Raw genomic sequence first — 16,509 nt, forward strand, 5'->3', positions numbered from 1 at the left:
ATCTATCATTCAGAATTAATTCTGAGTGATAGTTGTTACTAAAAATTTCTCTTCAAAAACATCTTTGATTTTCGCTTTTTTAGTACCCCCAGGGGAATTCGAATCCCCGTTACCTCCGTGAAAGGGAGGTGTCCTAGGCCTCTAGACGATGGGGGCATCGGACTCAGACCTTTTATAAATTAACGAATTTTCTCAAGGATGTCAATAGGTTTTGCCAAAAAAAGTTGGTGGCGGCTAAACTGGGTGGAGGCGAAAGTTTGAAAAGGATACACAGATATGGATACACAAAAAAAAGTCCGTAGGCCCTTGTCCGGCTTTGGGCAGAGTGGCTCAACGTTCAGAGCAGCCAATTCTAGTGGATGCCTAAATAGAAAAAACGCAAAATTCGCCAAAGGAGAAAGGGTATGATGTTGTACCCTGTAGAGTTAATACCTACAGTTTTTTTACAAAAGATTTTGAAATAAATGGCTCAAAATCTACAACATGGAAGCATCTTTTGAAATCACTCTCCAGATGGCGATCGCTGTGCTAGCGGGTATTAGCGCCCAAGTCTTGGCTGCATACTTGCGAGTACCCAGCATTGTCTTGTTATTGCTATTGGGCATTCTGTTTGGCTCTGATGGTCTAGGGCTGTTGCACCCCCATCTGCTGGGTACTGGGCTAGAAGTTATTGTCGCCCTAGCAACGGCAATTATTTTGTTTGAAGGTGGACTGAATTTAGATCTGCGAGAGTTAGGCAGAGTTTCACTTAGCCTACAATTGCTCGTCACTCTTGGAACCCTAATCACACTGCTTGGTGGGAGTATGGCTGCTCACTGGCTGGGTGAATTCCCTTGGAACATAGCTTTTCTCTATGCTTCCATAGTCGTGGTTACAGGCCCGACTGTCGTTGGCCCCCTGCTCAAACAAATCAATGTAGACCGACAGGTGGCAACACTTTTAGAAGGCGAAGGAGTTTTAATTGACCCTGTAGGGGCGATCCTGGCTTTCGTTGTCCTCGATACGATTTTGAACGGCGATGCTCAGCCAATCAATGCGATGGTTGGTCTACTGATGCGGTTGGGTGTTGGTGCGGCAATTGGCGGCGCTGGCGGTTATCTGATGAGTTTAATTTTTAAACGCGCCAGTTTTCTGTCATTCGAGCTGAAAAACTTAGTGGTGCTGGCGATACTTTGGAGCCTGTTTACCTTATCGCAAATGATTCGCAGTGAATCGGGAGTAATGACGACAGTAGTCGCCGGAGCGGTGTTTGCTAACTCCTCAGTTCCAGAAGAACGTCTGTTAAGAAGCTTTAAGGGTCAGCTGACAATTCTCAGCGTTTCGGTACTGTTCATCCTATTAGCAGCTGACCTATCTATCGCCAGTGTGTTTGCTTTGGGCTGGGGTAGTTTACTCACTGTTTTGGTACTAATGTTCGTCGTTCGCCCAATTAATATCCTGTTCTGTACCTGGAACAGTGACTTAAACTGGCGACAAAAATTGTTTTTGAGTTGGGTTGCTCCGAGAGGAATTGTTTCGGCGTCTGTTGCTTCTCTATTTGCGATTTTGTTAACACAGCGGGGTATTAATGGCGGTGACTCCATTAAAGCTCTAGTATTCCTGACAATTATCATGACTGTCGTCTGCCAGGGGCTAACGGCTGGGTGGGTTGCTAGGTTCCTAGAAATTACCTCAAAAGATGCAACTGGAGCAGTAATTGTAGGTTGTAATCCCTTGAGTCTTTTGATTGCCCGATTCTTTCAAGAACGGGGGGAAAATGTCGTGATGATTGATACTGACCCCCAATGTCTTCTGCAAGCCGAGTCCCAAAATCTCCGGGTGATTGCTAGTAGTGCCTTGGATGCGGCTGTTTTGGAAGAAGCTGGACTTGCCTCGATGGGTACTTTTTTGGCAATGACAAGTAATGGTGAGGTGAATTTTGTTTTGGCTCAACGAGCAGCTGAGGAGTTTAATCCGCCGCGTGTGTTAGCAGTTTTTCCCCGCGACCCCCAAGCGAGTAGCTCAGCCCATAATAAAGTTAATCAAGCTTTTATCCCAGATTTAGCCATTAAGACTTGGAATGAATATCTCAATGATGGGCGAGTCAAGCTGGGAACAACGACGCTTAATGAGTCGGAATTTTCCACTCAATACGATCGCATTCAAGAGAAAATTCGGACTGGGGTATTAATACCCTTATTGGTAGAACGAGAAGAACGCTTACAGGTAATACCAGCTAACCAAGAATGGGAAGTAGGCGATCGCATTATCTACCTTTTGCATGACCCCAGACCTAGCCTTTTAAAACGTTTATCCGGTGTCACCCAATCCACTCCCCTATCTCTAGAAAAGTTACCAGAAGTTGAAGACTTACCTCTGGCGCAATTATCTGAGCTTTCCACCACTGAGAGTGCTGGCAGATGAGGGAAGAGGAAGAGGGGCAGGAGGGGGCAGCGAGTAGGGGGAGCAGGGGAAAAGGTTAAAGGGAAAAGGAATACATTTAATCTTTCTCCTTTTCCCCTTACCCCATGCCCCATGCCCAATGCCCAATGCCCCATTCAACATTCAACACTCTGTTGCCGCTCTTGCCACAGTAAAGCAGATAAATGCACTATGGCCAGAATTAGTGTTGTTGTAGCAATCAGATAAGTGTGTATTGTGTAAAGGTGTTCAACAGTAACTGTGCTAATGGCTCCACCACCCGTGAGGATGTCTCGCAGATGCCCACCGATTAGAGGAATCGCTTCGATGGTTCCTAGCTCAATGCTAAAACGCCAGTATCCTTCTTGAGTCCAGTCTAGAATCATCCCCGTCCAATCTAGCCCGATGGCACTGAGGGTCAACAAAATCCCGCTAATCCAAGCAGTCAGCCAACTCTTGCGAAATTGGCGACTCAAAAACATGACTACAAGTTGAATTAAAGCGATCGCAATTATGCCGTTACCAGCAAGCTCGTGGGATCTCCAAAACAACCAACCGTATGACAGTTGTGTATTAATCGTCTTCAAAGAGTTATAAGCACCGCCGGCTGTCGGCTCGTAGTAAAAAGAAAGCAAAACTCCGGTAGAAACGTAAACTAAGCACAAAGTCAGAATTACAACTGATAATATCGTCGCTACTCGTCGCAAAATCCTATCGAACTGGGTGCTTTGCATGGCTCACCCCTCCTGTTCTTAAGTAGGTATTTATTCTTATACGATTATTTTAGCTAAGAAATTTTAAGAAATTTTGCTTTTCTTATATAAAAATAAAGTTTTTTAAATTAAATATTGTACCCAAGTTTTCAATGGTTCTGGTGAGCCATACCAGATTCCAGGGCTTCTGGGAGAATGCTTTACACCTTCAATCACTAGATTTTCTGCACCTTCCAGGCTAGCTGCTTCGATGGGTGTGATTCCATCTCCCCAAGTGTTACCTTTACCACAGGTTAATTTGTAACTACTGTAAGCAAACCAGCTACCACGCCGCCTTTCTCCAAAGATAGTTTTGCCCGCCACGCAAACGTAACGAACATTTTTATAAAAAGCTCCGGGATAGTTATTGGTGACAAAATCGAGATTGAAGCGCGTCCAGCGTTCTTGGCTAATGTGGGGTGTACCCAAGGTGATGAGAGTTGCAACCAAGGGGTGAGCTTGCCAGAGGAATGGCTTGACATCGCCACGTGCCAAATAGGGTTTTTCTCCCATGTAGATACGCGATATCCAACCGCCAGCTGAGTGACCAATCAGATTAATTTGAGTAGCGTTATATTGCTGCAATATCTGTTTGACAGTGCGATCGAGTTGTTGCAAAATCGGCGTTACAGGTCTGCCGCCAATGGTGGGTAGCCAGTCACGGCGTCGTAGTGGTACTGTGACGGTGGGAAAATTTAACTGTTGTAAAGATTGTTCTAGTTGGCGGTAAGCGATCGCGCTTTCTAGATAACCAGGGACAATAACTGTCGGTAACGGCATTTAAAATTTTGGCTGCAAGGACTTAAAGTTTAGAATTTTTTAACAAAGAAATAGTCAGAGTTAGAGGCTAAACCTAGCCATTGTTTGACTCAATTTTGGAAGCCCCAAATACATGTTGATGGGTTTTAGGGCCGCAGTGTCAAGAAAATGGTACATTTCACAACAGTTTTAGGGTCGGCTGATGTGGTAACATTGTCACAAAGGGAGTAATCTATATCATTTCAGCGTGCCATTTTTTACGCGATCTTTGTAAAAAAAAGGCAGTATAAAAGACCAAAAAATAGATCGAATGTTCCGAATCTATTGGAAATTATCAAAAAGATGAAATTGATAAATCTCCGAAATATTACTTTTAAGAGTGCGCTTTATAACAATAAAAAATCAAAACTAGCAATTGTTTAAAAATTTTTTTAGCAAGCCCAAGTTAACAATATGATAGAGCATCATTAAGAAATTCAAAAGTTAAAGAAATGGTAATCTTGGCGTCTGGATTGCCAGCATAGGAAGTAATTATTTCCTTAGAGGGACGCATCTCTTGGAATATATTGCAATATAGTCACCAAAGAGAAAATTGTCAGCCAACTGCAACTGAGTCGAGTGAACGATAACAGCCATGTCTTACGTCTCCCTGCTGAAAAATATACCAGAAATTATTACCCAGCCAATTGGGATAGCGGCTATAGCTTCTGTTGGTATCCACGGTGCGATCGCCATGATTGTACCATTGATGCCCATAGACTCTAGCAAGCCTCAGGAAACGGCATCATCAAAAACGGTGGGACTTACGGAATTGAGTCAAGCCGACCAAACCCGTTTGCCCCAAAGCACACCCCAAAGCCAAATAGGTTTACAACAATTAACACCAATAGCGCCACTTTCCGCACCGAATTTTAACGCCCAGACTGTATTACCTCCATTGGGAGCGCCGCCAACAAGTCAGCTAGTACTGCCTCCCCTACCTCCATCAGCTAACAGCTATCGGGTTTCCTCTGTGCCTACAAGACAGTCTCTGCGGAGGATTCCCAATTATAATTTTGGGTTTGACGCTTCTAAATTTGACAGTTCTAAATACAATAGCACCCCGAAATTCTCACCATCAGTTCCTCCAGCTCCTCGTTTGAGTCAAAGCGCGAGCAAATACGAGTCACCTCAACCGCTGGCTGTAAATAGGTTGCCACAATTGCAATCGCAGAACATACCTGATGATATTCTGCAAAATGCCCAATCTCGCAACCTTTCTGATATTCCCCCCGTTACGACACCACAGGAAAATTTAACTCCCCAAATGACGCAACCAACTGATAATGCGTCTAGAACTACTCAAAACTCCTTGATAAGTTCTCTAAAACAAGGTCGAGCAAATAGCAATACTTTAATGGGAACTAGGGGAATTGTATCGCAAACAAGCGATTTATCCGCCAAAGGAACTCAACAAACAATCGCACAACTGGATTCTTATGATGCTCTCAGAAAAGAAGTCCAGAAAGAATACCCCAACGCACAACAAAAACCAGTTATTCGGCAAACAGTAGCTACAGATAAGCAGAATGTGGAAGGGGCTGTTTTGGGAGTATTAGTGGTAGATCCTGATGGCAAAGTCTTAGATATCAAGTTCCAAGACAAGTCACTCTCCCCGGAATTGCGGACAAAAGCAAGGGAATACTTTAATAAACAATCCCCCAAGGGAGATAAAAAGATTAGTTCTTATCCATTCAACCTAGTCTTCCAAAACAACGGTAGCAATACAATTGGAACGACTCAAGACCAAAAGCCCTTTCCTTTAGCACCAGCAGGTAACAGCAATCAGCTAACACCATCGCCAGCGACTAGTTCTAAACCATTTTCACAAGCACCAATCAGAACTAATCAGTCTGCACCTTTACCCGCACGTACTCTCAAACCGTTAGTTGTGCCAGGAGTCAATAACAACTCACCGACGGATGATGCAAAATCATCATCAGAAGTGCAAATCAAGAATAATCAGCCTGCTTCCTTACGCACAAATACCCTCAAACCATTAGTTCTGCCAAAAATAAATACCAATCAAACTCAGCCTTTACCAGCAGCTACTTCTAAAACATCATTACCAGCAGCTAGTAATTCTTCTGAACCGCTATTAACGCCAAGAGTTAATAAAAATCTGCCGACTCCTGAATCGGAGCAAGAATTACTACAAAAGTTACGCCAAGTAAAGGGAGACAGACAAAACTCTACTCCAGAAAAATAGCCGCTTCTTTGGCATAGTAAATTTAACTCTGGTTAGTAAATTCGCAATTACAAGTTTGAGCAATTTGTCTCGTAGGTTGCTAGGGCTAGATAAAACACCAGTTAAGGTAAATCCAAAGAAAGATAAATCCCAAGTGAAACTTTTTCACTTGGGAAACTCCAATAAATAAATTATCTTTCTTAAAGTTATACCAATTCTGTATGAAGATGCGCCAAACTAGGTCAAACTTATAGATGGGTGCATTGAGTAACTTTGTGATGAGTCGTCCATTCCAAATTGAGATTTCAGAAAGCCAAGAAGAATTGGAGAAAGCTGTCAAACATGCCACCACGGCAAGCAGTAAAGAAAGATTACAAATGCTCTATTGGCTCAAGAGTGGTCAAGTTAGCAGCAGGCGATCGCTTGCAGAACGTTTAGGACGCTCTGGTAGCAACCATAACTCGTTGGGTAAGGAAGTATAAAGATCAAGGAACAAGGGGCTTGCTTGAAGTCAAACATGCACCCGGAAAAGCTCCGAGCATTATTGGTTCAGACTTAGAACGCTTGGAACAGCGGTTACAGGAGCCATCTGGGTTTACTAGCTATGGCCAAATTCAACAATGGCTCAAGAGCGAATTAGGGGTTTCACTTGCCTACAAAACAGTCTATGAAATTGTTCGCCAGCGTTTGGGTGCGAAGTTAAAAGTGCCTCGTCCTCAAAGTACCAAACAACACCCACAAAGTCTATCTCACTTTAAAAAAAACTGCCTTTAGCATTCAAATTCTTGCAGGAGGAATTTGGAGCGGGGAAACGATTGAGGTACTTGTGCGGAGCCGGAGACGCTCCGCCTCCGGTCAGGATGAAACACGTTTAGGATTAAAGACAATTGCAGGACGTTTGATTACAGCTAGAGGAGTTAAACCTGTGGGCTTAAGTCAATGGCAACGTGAAAATTTTTATTTATACGGAGTTGTAGAACCTCTAAGTGGATACAGCTTTTTCTATGAGTTCCCCTACCTGAATGCTGATTGTTTTCAACACTTTTTGAAGTTGCTATCTGCTGATCTTGGTGATGATATTGCGGTTATCCAGTTCGACCAAGGATCTTTCCACAAAGCTAAAGCTCTCGATATCCCAGATAACATTATCCCGATTTTTCAACCTCCTCACTCTCCTGAACTCAACCCAATTGAGCGGTTTTGGGAATTTCTCAAATCTCAACTCCAATGGGAAAATTGTAAAACTCTCACACAACTACAGCACAAGTTAACTGATGTCCTCAAAGAAATTACACCTTCGATGATTGCCTCTCTCACTTCTTACGACTTTATTCTTGAAGCCTTATTTAGCGCAGCTTCATAAAGAATTGGTATTACTGACAGTTGACTTTCAAGCCACAAACTGTCCCTGGAACCATAATATTTCCGTCACTGGAAGCATAAGCTTTCCGTCAACAGTGCTATAAGCCTTATTTCCACGTTAGGCGATCGCTACCTTAATTGGGATACTGGAAGCATAATATTTCCGAAAGTCCAAATTGGAAGCATAAGCTTTCCGTAAGTCATTGTTAATTTTTATAAAAATTTTCAGCTAAGATGGCAGCCAATCAGCTTCCCATGACTCCAGAGTAATCTTACGTTCTCTCCAATCTGGCATTACAGTACCTAGCACTTCCCAAAAGGCATCACCGTGATGGCGGTGTAATAAATGGACTAATTCATGAGCAACTACATATTCCAGAACTGCTACAGGAGCATCAATTAATTGCCAGTTAATGCGGATTATCTTGTCTTGGCCACAACTTCCCCAAACACGCTTTTGCTCATAAAGTTTAATATCGACTGGCTTGACACCTAACTTACGGGTATAAACTCTGGCGAAATGCTGAATGTCCTGTAAAACGCGATCGCGTTTCCAAGCAATTAAAGCCTGCTCAATCGCATCTTGTTGTTCATCTTTGCTCAACTGCTGTGGTACTTGGATATAAAAGCGGCTTTTGCAAGTAATCATTACCTGTTCTACGTCGGCTGACTCTACCTGCAACATTAAGCGTCGGCCTCGGTACATCACTTTTGCGCCACTCACGTAACGCTGGGGAATTTCTGGGGGATGCTTTGGGCGACAATCTTCTACAGCATTAAATAACCAGCGCCTTTTGCTATCGAGAAAAGCGGTAATTTTTTCAGAGGGAGTATCGGGTGGTGCGACAACTTCTACAGCTTCAGGAGTAACAACGATGCGCTGGTTTTTGATGCCCTTACTATAGCGCACCGTGTAGGGGATGCTGGTTTGACCGATTTGTAGGATAGGCATAACAATTAAAGGCAACAAACCGGAGGCTGCTAGCGGTTAGACAGACTCAAACCCTTTATTATTAGCATTTTAAGAGCAACCCTTCTTCCTGATGCAAGAAGAATTTGTTTTTGGGCGAATGCAAGTTTTACCTACCTCGGCTGAAGAATTAGCTAACACCTTTTTGTAAATGCACAGTAAATTTTCTAGATGATCGCCGCTTAACTTGTTAAAGGGTGCCGGAAATTCTTCTACAGGCATGATATCTCCATCCTTGACATTAAAGCCTAGAGCGCGAGCGCCAATTGTAACACCTTTATGAAGATAGACTTCCTGAAGTTCTAAATCCAGATATTTAGCAATACGGAGTGCGACATCATAAGTGGCTAATGGGCCGAAGTGTTTTACTTCAGCACTAACAGACTCAACAAATTGGTGAATGGTATCAAAGCTGTCAAAACTGCTGATTCCGAGATTATCAAATCGTTTTAAAGCAATTTCAGTCGCTTCAGCTAAACACGCCCGACCAACAAGGCATTGATGACTATTGACTTTTCCGCATTCGTCTTCACTGCGGAAGGCTTTCTTGACAGCATCTCTTAAATTATCAGCTTTCTTATACCAAGAATATTCCTCCTCTGCATGGGGATAAACATCGGCCATATAGTCTTTATATACGTCGGTGTAGGATTTCATACCTGTAAACTCATCACTCAAGTTCTGCTGTAATGTTTTAGAGCATACTCATCAACCTTACTAGGTATATCTTTCCAATTTTCCAGCTTTAAATTAAACACCAAAGTACGAATTTTTTGCCGCAGTTCTTTACGTAACTGTTCTTTCAAATGCCAGCCAGGAGGCGCAGTTTCATCACTTGAGTAAAGTTCGTCAATCGCTTGTGCTGCTTTCTCTAGGGGATTTGGCTCATTATCAGAGTCAGCACTGTGAGAATCACTCTGGCTGCTATGGCTTTCACCCTGATTTTCTGGCAAGAAGGCTTCTAAAATTTTGAGGACACCGTAAGCTTTCTGGTTCAAACTCGTTTGTTTATGGGCTTGTTCCGCCGCTTGCATATCGCACACAATTTCCTCATATCGCTTGAGGGTTTCGGCGGCTTCCAGTTGACCTTGTTCAAACTGGCGTAAAACTTCTAAAACTCTCTCAGAAAACGTGCCGTAATATAAGGGATTTTCATCAACTTTCTGCTGCATGACTTTGCGGAGTTCTGCACTTTTGCGTACCGCCGCAGTTTTTATTTCTGGTTCGGGCTGATTTACTGCAAAATCCTTCCAGAAATCTGGGTCGGTGATATCATGTAACTTGCAAAGTGTGGTGATGCCTGTAATATCCAGGTGTTCGTTGAGCATTTCTCGGATTTTGGCACTGACATCACGAGTTAGGGTAGATTCTTGTTTCTCAAAGGTCAGTTTTCCCAAAGGTAAAAATCCAGCTACCCATTTTAGGTCATTTCTGTAATCCAGAATCAACGGGTCAGGGCTAAGGGCATCGTAAGCTTTAATAAAGGTTCTGGCGAGACGGTGAAATTCGTACCATTTATCCTCACTTCCCAATTGTTGAATCAGCGTGTCGTATTCTTGGCGGATGTCTCCTGTGTTGCGGGGGATAGGTTTAATAATTTTCATCACCTCAGAGTGGGCGGCTTTGAGTTGGTTGCGTTCCACATCTAGGTCTTTCATGGCGTTTTTCACGTCAGCTTGGCGGTAGGTGGCTAATGCTTCGGTGAGGTTTTTGGTAACGCCGATGTAGTCAACAATTAGCCCAAATTCTTTGTGAGAACCATAGACGCGGTTGGTTCGCGCGATCGCTTGCAATAAGTTATGTTCTTTTAAGGGGCTATCTAAATACATGACGTTTTCGCGGGGTGCGTCAAACCCAGTCAGCAGTTTGTTGCAAACGATGAGGAAATGCACAGGCGGTACTTCCCGACTCTGAACTTTGGCTTCGTAGTCGGCATTTTCCCCCAGAAATTTATTAATTGCAGCCACTTCGCCATTTTTATCCAATGCGTATTTTCTGAGGTCTTGGCGCAGTGCATCAATATATTTATCTTCGCTGGGTTTTGCGTCTTCTTGGTTGCTGGAATAAATGGGGACACTCATCGCTTCCGCCCAGGTTTGTGCTGTGTCCGGGTCAAAACCTTGTTTGGTTAAGCTTTTGGCAATGATTTTATCTAATGCCCGTTTGTAGAGAATTATTGCTTCCCGGTCGATGGCGACAATTTGTGCTTTAAAGCCTTCTGGGGCTGCATGATAGGAGAAATGCACCCAAATGTCATAGGCTAGTAGTTCGATCCGATCGCGGTGTTTGACTAAATCCTCAACTTTTACGCCTCGCGCTTTGATTTTGTGAACAATTTCTTCTGGTTCATTCTCAAACCAACGGTCAAAGAGGATATCTAGCTTTTTCTCATCTACTTGCCATTCTGCTTTGCGGCTGGTGTAACGGATGGGAACGGTAGCACCATCTGCCACCGCGTCGTCTATGCTGTAACGGTCGAGATAGTCTTCACTGGGAAGGCTGAAGTTTTGATAAGTGTCTTTGTCTGTGGTTTGGATGGGTGTACCTGTAAAGCCAATAAAGCAGGCATGAGGTAGAGTTTTTTCTAAATATGCACCTAAATCTTTTTCTTGGGTGCGGTGACATTCGTCTACCAAAATAATCCAGTTGTGGCTGTTGGCTGCGGCTGTGGCTGACTGGTCAAATTTAAAAATGGTGGAGAGTAAAGTTAAGCCGATAGGGTTGCGGTGGATGGCTGTTTGTAGTTCCTCACCAGAGGTAATGTGAGTGGGGTTAGGTAGTCCGCAGGCTTTAAAAGTTTTGTCTATTTGCTCATCTAAGTCGATGCGATCGCTCAGAACTAAAATGTTAGGATTTTCTAGAACTGGGGAGTTGAGAGTTAGGTGATTTTTGAGTTTGAGGGTTGCAAACACCATTGTCAAGCTTTTACCTGAACCTTGGGTATGCCAAATCAGTCCTTTGCGATATTTGCGCTTTGGGTTTTTGGGGTCTGGTTTGAGGGGTGCAATTACTCGGTCTACAATTTTGTTGACAGCACGATATTGCTGATAGCGACAGACTTTTTTAATGACTTTCTGTTCTCGTTTCTCGAAGATAATGAAGTGTGCCAGGATGTCGAGTAGGCGAGAAGGTTCTAGTAAATACCAAAGTTGTTTCTCTAATTCGTTTCTAAAGGTGATTGTTGCCGTTTTCTCCTCTTCGTTCCAGGTTCCCCAATAAGCTGAGGGTGCGCCTGTTGCACCGTAGAGAACATTTACCCCATTGGTGATGATGTTGAAGGCGTTGGAGTAGAACAGGCGGGGAATATCCCGTTCGTATTGTTTAATTTGCTCAAATGCTTCTCCGGTTTTGTCCTTGGCGGTAAAGGGTTTTTTGGCTTCGATAACGACGAGGGGAATACCGTTGATGAAGATGACAATATCAGGTTTACGGGTTTGCTGGGATTGAACTGTAAACTGATTGGTAACTGTGAAGGTGTTGTTTTCGGGGTGGAGGAAGTCTATGAGGCGGATGGTTTTTTTGGTGGCTTCACCGGGAACGTTACGGCTATAGTTTCCCCGCAGCAGGTTTGTCCATTGTTCATTATCGGTGACTGCCAGCATATCCTGGTAGGTAGCGCGGGCGACTTCTGGGGGGATATTGTTGATGTGTTGGATGGCGGTAATGAAGATGTCGCGTAAGATGACTTGGTTTAAGCTGTCTCTGGCGGTTTGGTTTTGTTGCGGTGATAGCCAGGTGTAGCCGAATTTTACTAAGGCATCTATGCAGGGTTTTTCGACTAGGGTGTATTCGGGGCCTTTGTTCATGGCGTAACTCCGACACGAACGCGACCTGTGAGGAGGTCTTGCATTAGACCTTGTTTAACATTTACAAGGGACAAGAGTGATTCATTCTCTGTATGAATTTGAAAATCTATCGACTCAAGATGTTCTACAATTTGGTATTGTTCCGATAAAGATGGTAAAGGAACTGGTAGTTCATTGCATAACTGAAGAGTTAAGTTTTGTTGGCTTGTAGTTTTTTTGGATCTGCACAGAAACCAATCTAGTACCTGTGGTGTTTGAAGCCAATATGCTAGTAATTTATTGTTGTAATTAGAAGAAGTTCTAAATATGGCAATTGCTTGATTAATATTCCATTCTGGATATTCTGAAGTCACCATACTAATTTTTCCCAAAGGTGGGCCGACAATATTAATAAGAACATCACCGGGAAATGTTCGAGAACGTTTTAATTCTCCATTATGTATTTCACTGCTAATAAATGCTGGGTTGACATAAAAATTTAGCCTCCCGTCAAATGTTAAATTTTGAACTCTAAGATAAGGCACATCTCCCAATTCTTTTGAAAAATTACCGTCACGAGGCGTTGTTCCTTTTGTAATTAATTGGCAAACTTCTCCAGCAGTTTTTACTTCCCACGCTTCCGGAATTTGACCGATCGCACTCTCTTTAAACCGAGTATGACCAATACCGCAAGTGAGGAGTTGCTGGAGTAGTCCCTGCTTGACTTTGCGGGTTTGGTCGATGACTGCTTGAGTGGATGCGATCGCTTCATCCACACTGCTCAAAATTTCAGCAATTTTCTTTTGTTCAGGTAGAGGCGGTACAGGAATTTTTACCTGCTTCAAACCTCCAATTGGAATCTCACGAAGTGCCGAACCATTAACTCGAAAAAGTATTTCTGAACGAACCATTGGAGAGCGAATTGCCCAAAGCAAAAACTTAGGTTCAATCTTTTCATTAGGTGCAATCAGAGCAACTCCTCTAGTTAGATTTGCACCAACAAGGGATTTATCAGCTATAACAACATGACCAATTTCTCCTCGAAGTGCAAAAATAATATCATTCTCTTGAAGAACAGTGCGGCGATAGCTTGAGCTAATTTCTGGTGTTGTTGTAATTAAATCCTCAACCGAAATTTTTGGTTTGACGATATCCACAACTCGGATGCAAGGAATACCTTTTTCTACAGGCTCTCCAGTCTGAACAATTCCATATGATATTCCTCTATTAGGTTGTACAACTTCTGCCAGGTTACGCACCTGCCACTCTTCTGGAATTTTGCCAAGCTCAGTTTGTTTAAAGCGGGTATTATTTTTTTTAATTTTAGACATAAATGACACACCTTGAGAAACTGCCTACTCATACCCAAGCTCTTCTAAAAATCCCAACATCTTCGCTTCAGCGAGATTCCGTTTCTCCAACAACTCCTTTAAAACCTGCACTTCCGCCACCACATCAATCTGATCCTCTTCCTCAGCCGTCTGCACATATCGGGCAATATTGAGATTAAAATCATTCTTCTCAATCTCAGCTAAATCAACCACCCGCGCAAAACGTTCTTCATCCGCAAACGCCAAAAATGCCTTAGCCAACTTTTCCACATTCGCCTTAGAAAGAGTATTTTGGTTTTTCCCCTCCACCATTTCCTCAGCGCCATTGACAAACAGCACCTTACCCCGCCGCTTGGCTTCTTTCTGCTTGTTAATAATCAACACACAAGCCGGAATACCTGTGCCATAAAATAAATTCGGTGCTAACCCAATCACCGCCTCAATCAAATCATTTTTCAAAATTCCCTCGCGGATTTTCGCTTCCGCACCCCCGCGAAACAGAATCCCGTGCGGTAAAACTACGCCCAACTTACCAGTTTCATTCAAACTAGCAATCATGTGCTGCACAAATGCCAAATCACCATAGGATTTTGGCGGACAACCATAAGTATCTCGGCTAAATTTATCCCCGTTTTTCCAAGCTTCATCTCCCCAATTCTTCAGAGAAAACGGCGGATTTGCCAGCACTCGGTCAAATGTTCGTAATACCTTACTTCCCTCCGCCACTAAATGCTTGGGTTCCCGCAAGGTATCACCCCGCAAAATAAACGCATCATCAATATCATGGAGAAACAAATTCATCTCACAAATAGCCCAAGTGTTGAGGTTCATTTCCTGACCGTACAACTGCAACGACTTGGGATTTTTCCCCTGACGCTTGAGATAATTCACTGCCTCCAGTAACATACCCCCAGAACCACAAGTAGGGTCATAAATGCTCATCCCCTCATCTGGTTGTAAGCACATCACTATTAAGCGAGTCACCATCTTGGGAGTGTAAAACTCGCCTCCCTTCTTCCCCGCATCATCCGCAAATTGAGAAATGAGATATTCGTAAGCATCCCCCAGAATATCCGCCTCAACATCACAATTCCGCAGGCGATGCTTGCTAAAGTGCTGCAACAATAACTCTAATGTCGCATCGGGGAAGCGTTCTTTATTGTTAAAGTCCACATCCTGAAATACTCCCCGCAGCCGAGTATTTGCATCTTCAATTGCCCGGAAAGCAGCGTTAAGATGTTCACCAATATTCGTGGAATGCTTCCTGATGTCATTCCAAAACGCCCCAGGTGGAATGTGAAAGCGATGTTCCTCTGGATCGGCGGCTAATTCTGCATCTTGATAAAGTTTCAGCCGTTCCTCATATTCTTCTTCCCAGACATCACACAACCGCTTGAAGAACAACAAGCCAAAAATATAGTGTTTGAAGTCTGCTGAGTCAATCTTCCCGCGTAAAATGTCCGCCGCATCCCACAGATGCTTTTCTAGCTGCTGCTGGGTGATTTTGCCAACATAGGTCAGGGGTAAATTAATAGAGGTAGCAATTTCAACCTTGGATATTTTTCGACTCACCTTTGACGATTTCTCCGAGACTTCAGACACGTAAACTTACTTTAGAGGTAATAACTATTTATACAGCAATTAAACTCTTTTAGTACAAGTGATTTTCTTTAAAAAACCAATATAAACCAAAAAATGATTTCAGAATGATTTCAGTAAGCGTAAATTATTTTACATACATTAGTAATATTCCAAAATTAGTTAGTTAGTAGTACAATTGTTCTTACAAGGACTTTATAAAACTATTGTGCGTAATATAAATCTCTACTACAGGCAACTTGTAAAGTTGTAAAGAGAGATATTGACTTTATAAGAAAGAGTTTAAAATACCTGTCCAGATTAAATGCCTTATGTCAACAGCCCGCCATGTTATTGCGCTCTTAAAGAGCTATCTGGAAGGTGAGGAGCAGCAATTTTTCTCAGTTGCGCTTCAGATGGCTGCACATGAAGCACGGCAAGGACACACCAAAGTTGCTCAAGAAATTCAAAATCTCATTGATAAAGCGAAAGAAAATAAAACTGTTATTGAGCGTAAAGCCTCCCCTGTACCACTCGTTCAACCCAAAGGAGAACTACTAAACCTTGTATCTGTTCGCTATTCAGATACAAGGCTGATTGATATGGTTCTTCCTCCAAACTTAGAAAAAAAATTACAGCGTATTTTAGTAGAACATATCAAGCAAAATCGGTTGGCTGAGTATAATCTCAAACCTCGCCGCAAAATACTTTTAGTTGGCCCACCTGGTTCAGGCAAGTCAATGACGGCTGCGGCTCTTGCTAGAGAACTACAACTTCCTCTTTTTACCGTTCTTTACACCAGCTTAATTACAAAATTTATGGGTGAGACAGCTAATCAACTAAAACTTATATTTGATGCAATGGCGGTAACAAGAGGTGTTTATTTTTTTGACGAATTTGATGCTATTGGTTCAGAACGTGCTGCTGCTAATGACGTTGGAGAAATTCGTAGGGTGTTAAACTCTTGCCTACAATTTCTAGAAAATGATGAGAGCCAAAGCTTAATTATCGCTGCGACTAATCATCCTGATTTATTGGATAAAGCTCTTTTCCGACGTTTTGATGACGTTATCGAATATGAGCTACCAAATCAAAATCTTGTTCGGAAGTTACTGGAAACACGCTTAGTTTGTTTCGATATTCAGTGGCACAATTGGCAGAATATTATTGAAAGTGCGGAAGGTTTAAGCCATGCAGAGCTAGTTAGGGCAGCAGATGACGCAGCTAAAATAGCTGTGATCTCAGACCAAGACTCTATATCTGAAGAAAACATGATTTCTGCAATTGTAGAACGGAAAAACACCATTTTTAAGTAATTGAGTTATGCTCCTTTAAAGAGGTATTT

General features: G+C 42.8%; 13 protein-coding genes and 1 tRNA gene. 6 read left to right on the forward strand and 8 right to left on the reverse strand.

Translation table 11 applies throughout. From position 1 onward, the window contains the following. Positions 1 to 83 precede the first annotated feature (83 nt). Positions 84 to 156 (reverse strand) — tRNA-Glu (locus tag NSTC745_RS08560). Positions 157 to 483: 327 nt separating this feature from the next. Here NSTC745_RS08560 and NSTC745_RS08565 point away from each other — a divergent pair. Further along, positions 484 to 2,403 carry a cation:proton antiporter gene (locus NSTC745_RS08565; protein WP_445636775.1) on the forward strand — a complete coding sequence of 640 codons (1,920 nt, stop codon included), beginning with the start codon at positions 484 to 486 and terminating at the stop codon, positions 2,401 to 2,403. 134 nt (positions 2,404 to 2,537) lie between these two features. Here NSTC745_RS08565 and NSTC745_RS08570 read toward each other — a convergent pair whose 3' ends face one another. Together NSTC745_RS08570 and NSTC745_RS08575 are read right to left on the reverse strand one after the other, a co-directional pair. Further along, positions 2,538 to 3,134 carry a cytochrome b N-terminal domain-containing protein gene (locus NSTC745_RS08570; protein ID WP_445636776.1) on the reverse strand — a complete coding sequence of 199 codons (597 nt, stop codon included), beginning with the start codon at positions 3,132 to 3,134 and terminating at the stop codon, positions 2,538 to 2,540. 102 nt (positions 3,135 to 3,236) lie between these two features. Next, entirely contained in the window at positions 3,237 to 3,932 is a 696-nt protein-coding gene (locus NSTC745_RS08575) for an esterase/lipase family protein (RefSeq protein WP_445636777.1), read from the reverse strand. A gap of 613 nt (positions 3,933 to 4,545) precedes the next feature. On the opposite strand from NSTC745_RS08575, the gene NSTC745_RS08580 reads away from it, so the two are divergent. The 4 genes from NSTC745_RS08580 (at position 4,546) to NSTC745_RS08595 (ending at position 7,501) form a co-directional block, all read left to right on the forward strand. Next, a complete protein-coding gene (locus tag NSTC745_RS08580; protein WP_445636778.1) occupies positions 4,546 to 6,159 on the forward strand; it encodes a hypothetical protein in 1,614 nt (537 codons plus the stop codon). Between the two features lie 257 nt (positions 6,160 to 6,416). Then, entirely contained in the window at positions 6,417 to 6,620 is a 204-nt protein-coding gene (locus NSTC745_RS08585) for a hypothetical protein (RefSeq protein WP_445632650.1), read from the forward strand. Between the two features lie 19 nt (positions 6,621 to 6,639). Beyond that, positions 6,640 to 6,912, forward strand: coding sequence for a winged helix-turn-helix domain-containing protein (locus NSTC745_RS08590; RefSeq protein WP_445632651.1), 273 nt, complete (start codon positions 6,640 to 6,642; stop codon positions 6,910 to 6,912). A gap of 52 nt (positions 6,913 to 6,964) precedes the next feature. Beyond that, positions 6,965 to 7,501, forward strand: coding sequence for an IS630 family transposase (locus tag NSTC745_RS08595; RefSeq protein ID WP_445632652.1), 537 nt, complete (start codon positions 6,965 to 6,967; stop codon positions 7,499 to 7,501). Between the two features lie 228 nt (positions 7,502 to 7,729). On the opposite strand, the gene NSTC745_RS08600 is transcribed toward NSTC745_RS08595, so the two are convergent. The 5 genes from NSTC745_RS08600 to NSTC745_RS08620 form a co-directional block, all read right to left on the reverse strand. Continuing rightward, the gene (locus NSTC745_RS08600; RefSeq protein WP_445636779.1) at positions 7,730 to 8,452 is read right to left on the reverse strand and encodes a M48 family metallopeptidase; all 723 of its coding nucleotides are present in this window, start codon (positions 8,450 to 8,452) and stop codon (positions 7,730 to 7,732) included. Between the two features lie 69 nt (positions 8,453 to 8,521). Continuing rightward, positions 8,522 to 9,127 carry a hypothetical protein gene (locus NSTC745_RS08605; protein ID WP_445636780.1) on the reverse strand — a complete coding sequence of 202 codons (606 nt, stop codon included), beginning with the start codon at positions 9,125 to 9,127 and terminating at the stop codon, positions 8,522 to 8,524. Between the two features lie 17 nt (positions 9,128 to 9,144). After that, positions 9,145 to 12,276, reverse strand: a complete 3,132-nt coding sequence (locus NSTC745_RS08610) for a type I restriction endonuclease subunit R (RefSeq protein WP_445636781.1) — start codon at positions 12,274 to 12,276, stop codon at positions 9,145 to 9,147. After that, positions 12,273 to 13,586 (reverse strand): restriction endonuclease subunit S, encoded by a 1,314-nt coding sequence (locus tag NSTC745_RS08615; protein ID WP_445636782.1) that lies wholly within the window; start codon positions 13,584 to 13,586, stop codon positions 12,273 to 12,275. The genes NSTC745_RS08610 and NSTC745_RS08615 overlap by 4 nt, the downstream gene beginning before the upstream one ends. A gap of 24 nt (positions 13,587 to 13,610) precedes the next feature. Further along, positions 13,611 to 15,158 (reverse strand): type I restriction-modification system subunit M, encoded by a 1,548-nt coding sequence (locus tag NSTC745_RS08620; protein ID WP_445636783.1) that lies wholly within the window; start codon positions 15,156 to 15,158, stop codon positions 13,611 to 13,613. 338 nt (positions 15,159 to 15,496) lie between these two features. On the opposite strand from NSTC745_RS08620, the gene NSTC745_RS08625 reads away from it, so the two are divergent. Further along, positions 15,497 to 16,480, forward strand: coding sequence for an AAA family ATPase (locus NSTC745_RS08625; protein ID WP_445636784.1), 984 nt, complete (start codon positions 15,497 to 15,499; stop codon positions 16,478 to 16,480). Positions 16,481 to 16,509 lie beyond the last annotated feature (29 nt).

The organism is Nostoc sp. DSM 114161 (genome assembly GCF_052692665.1).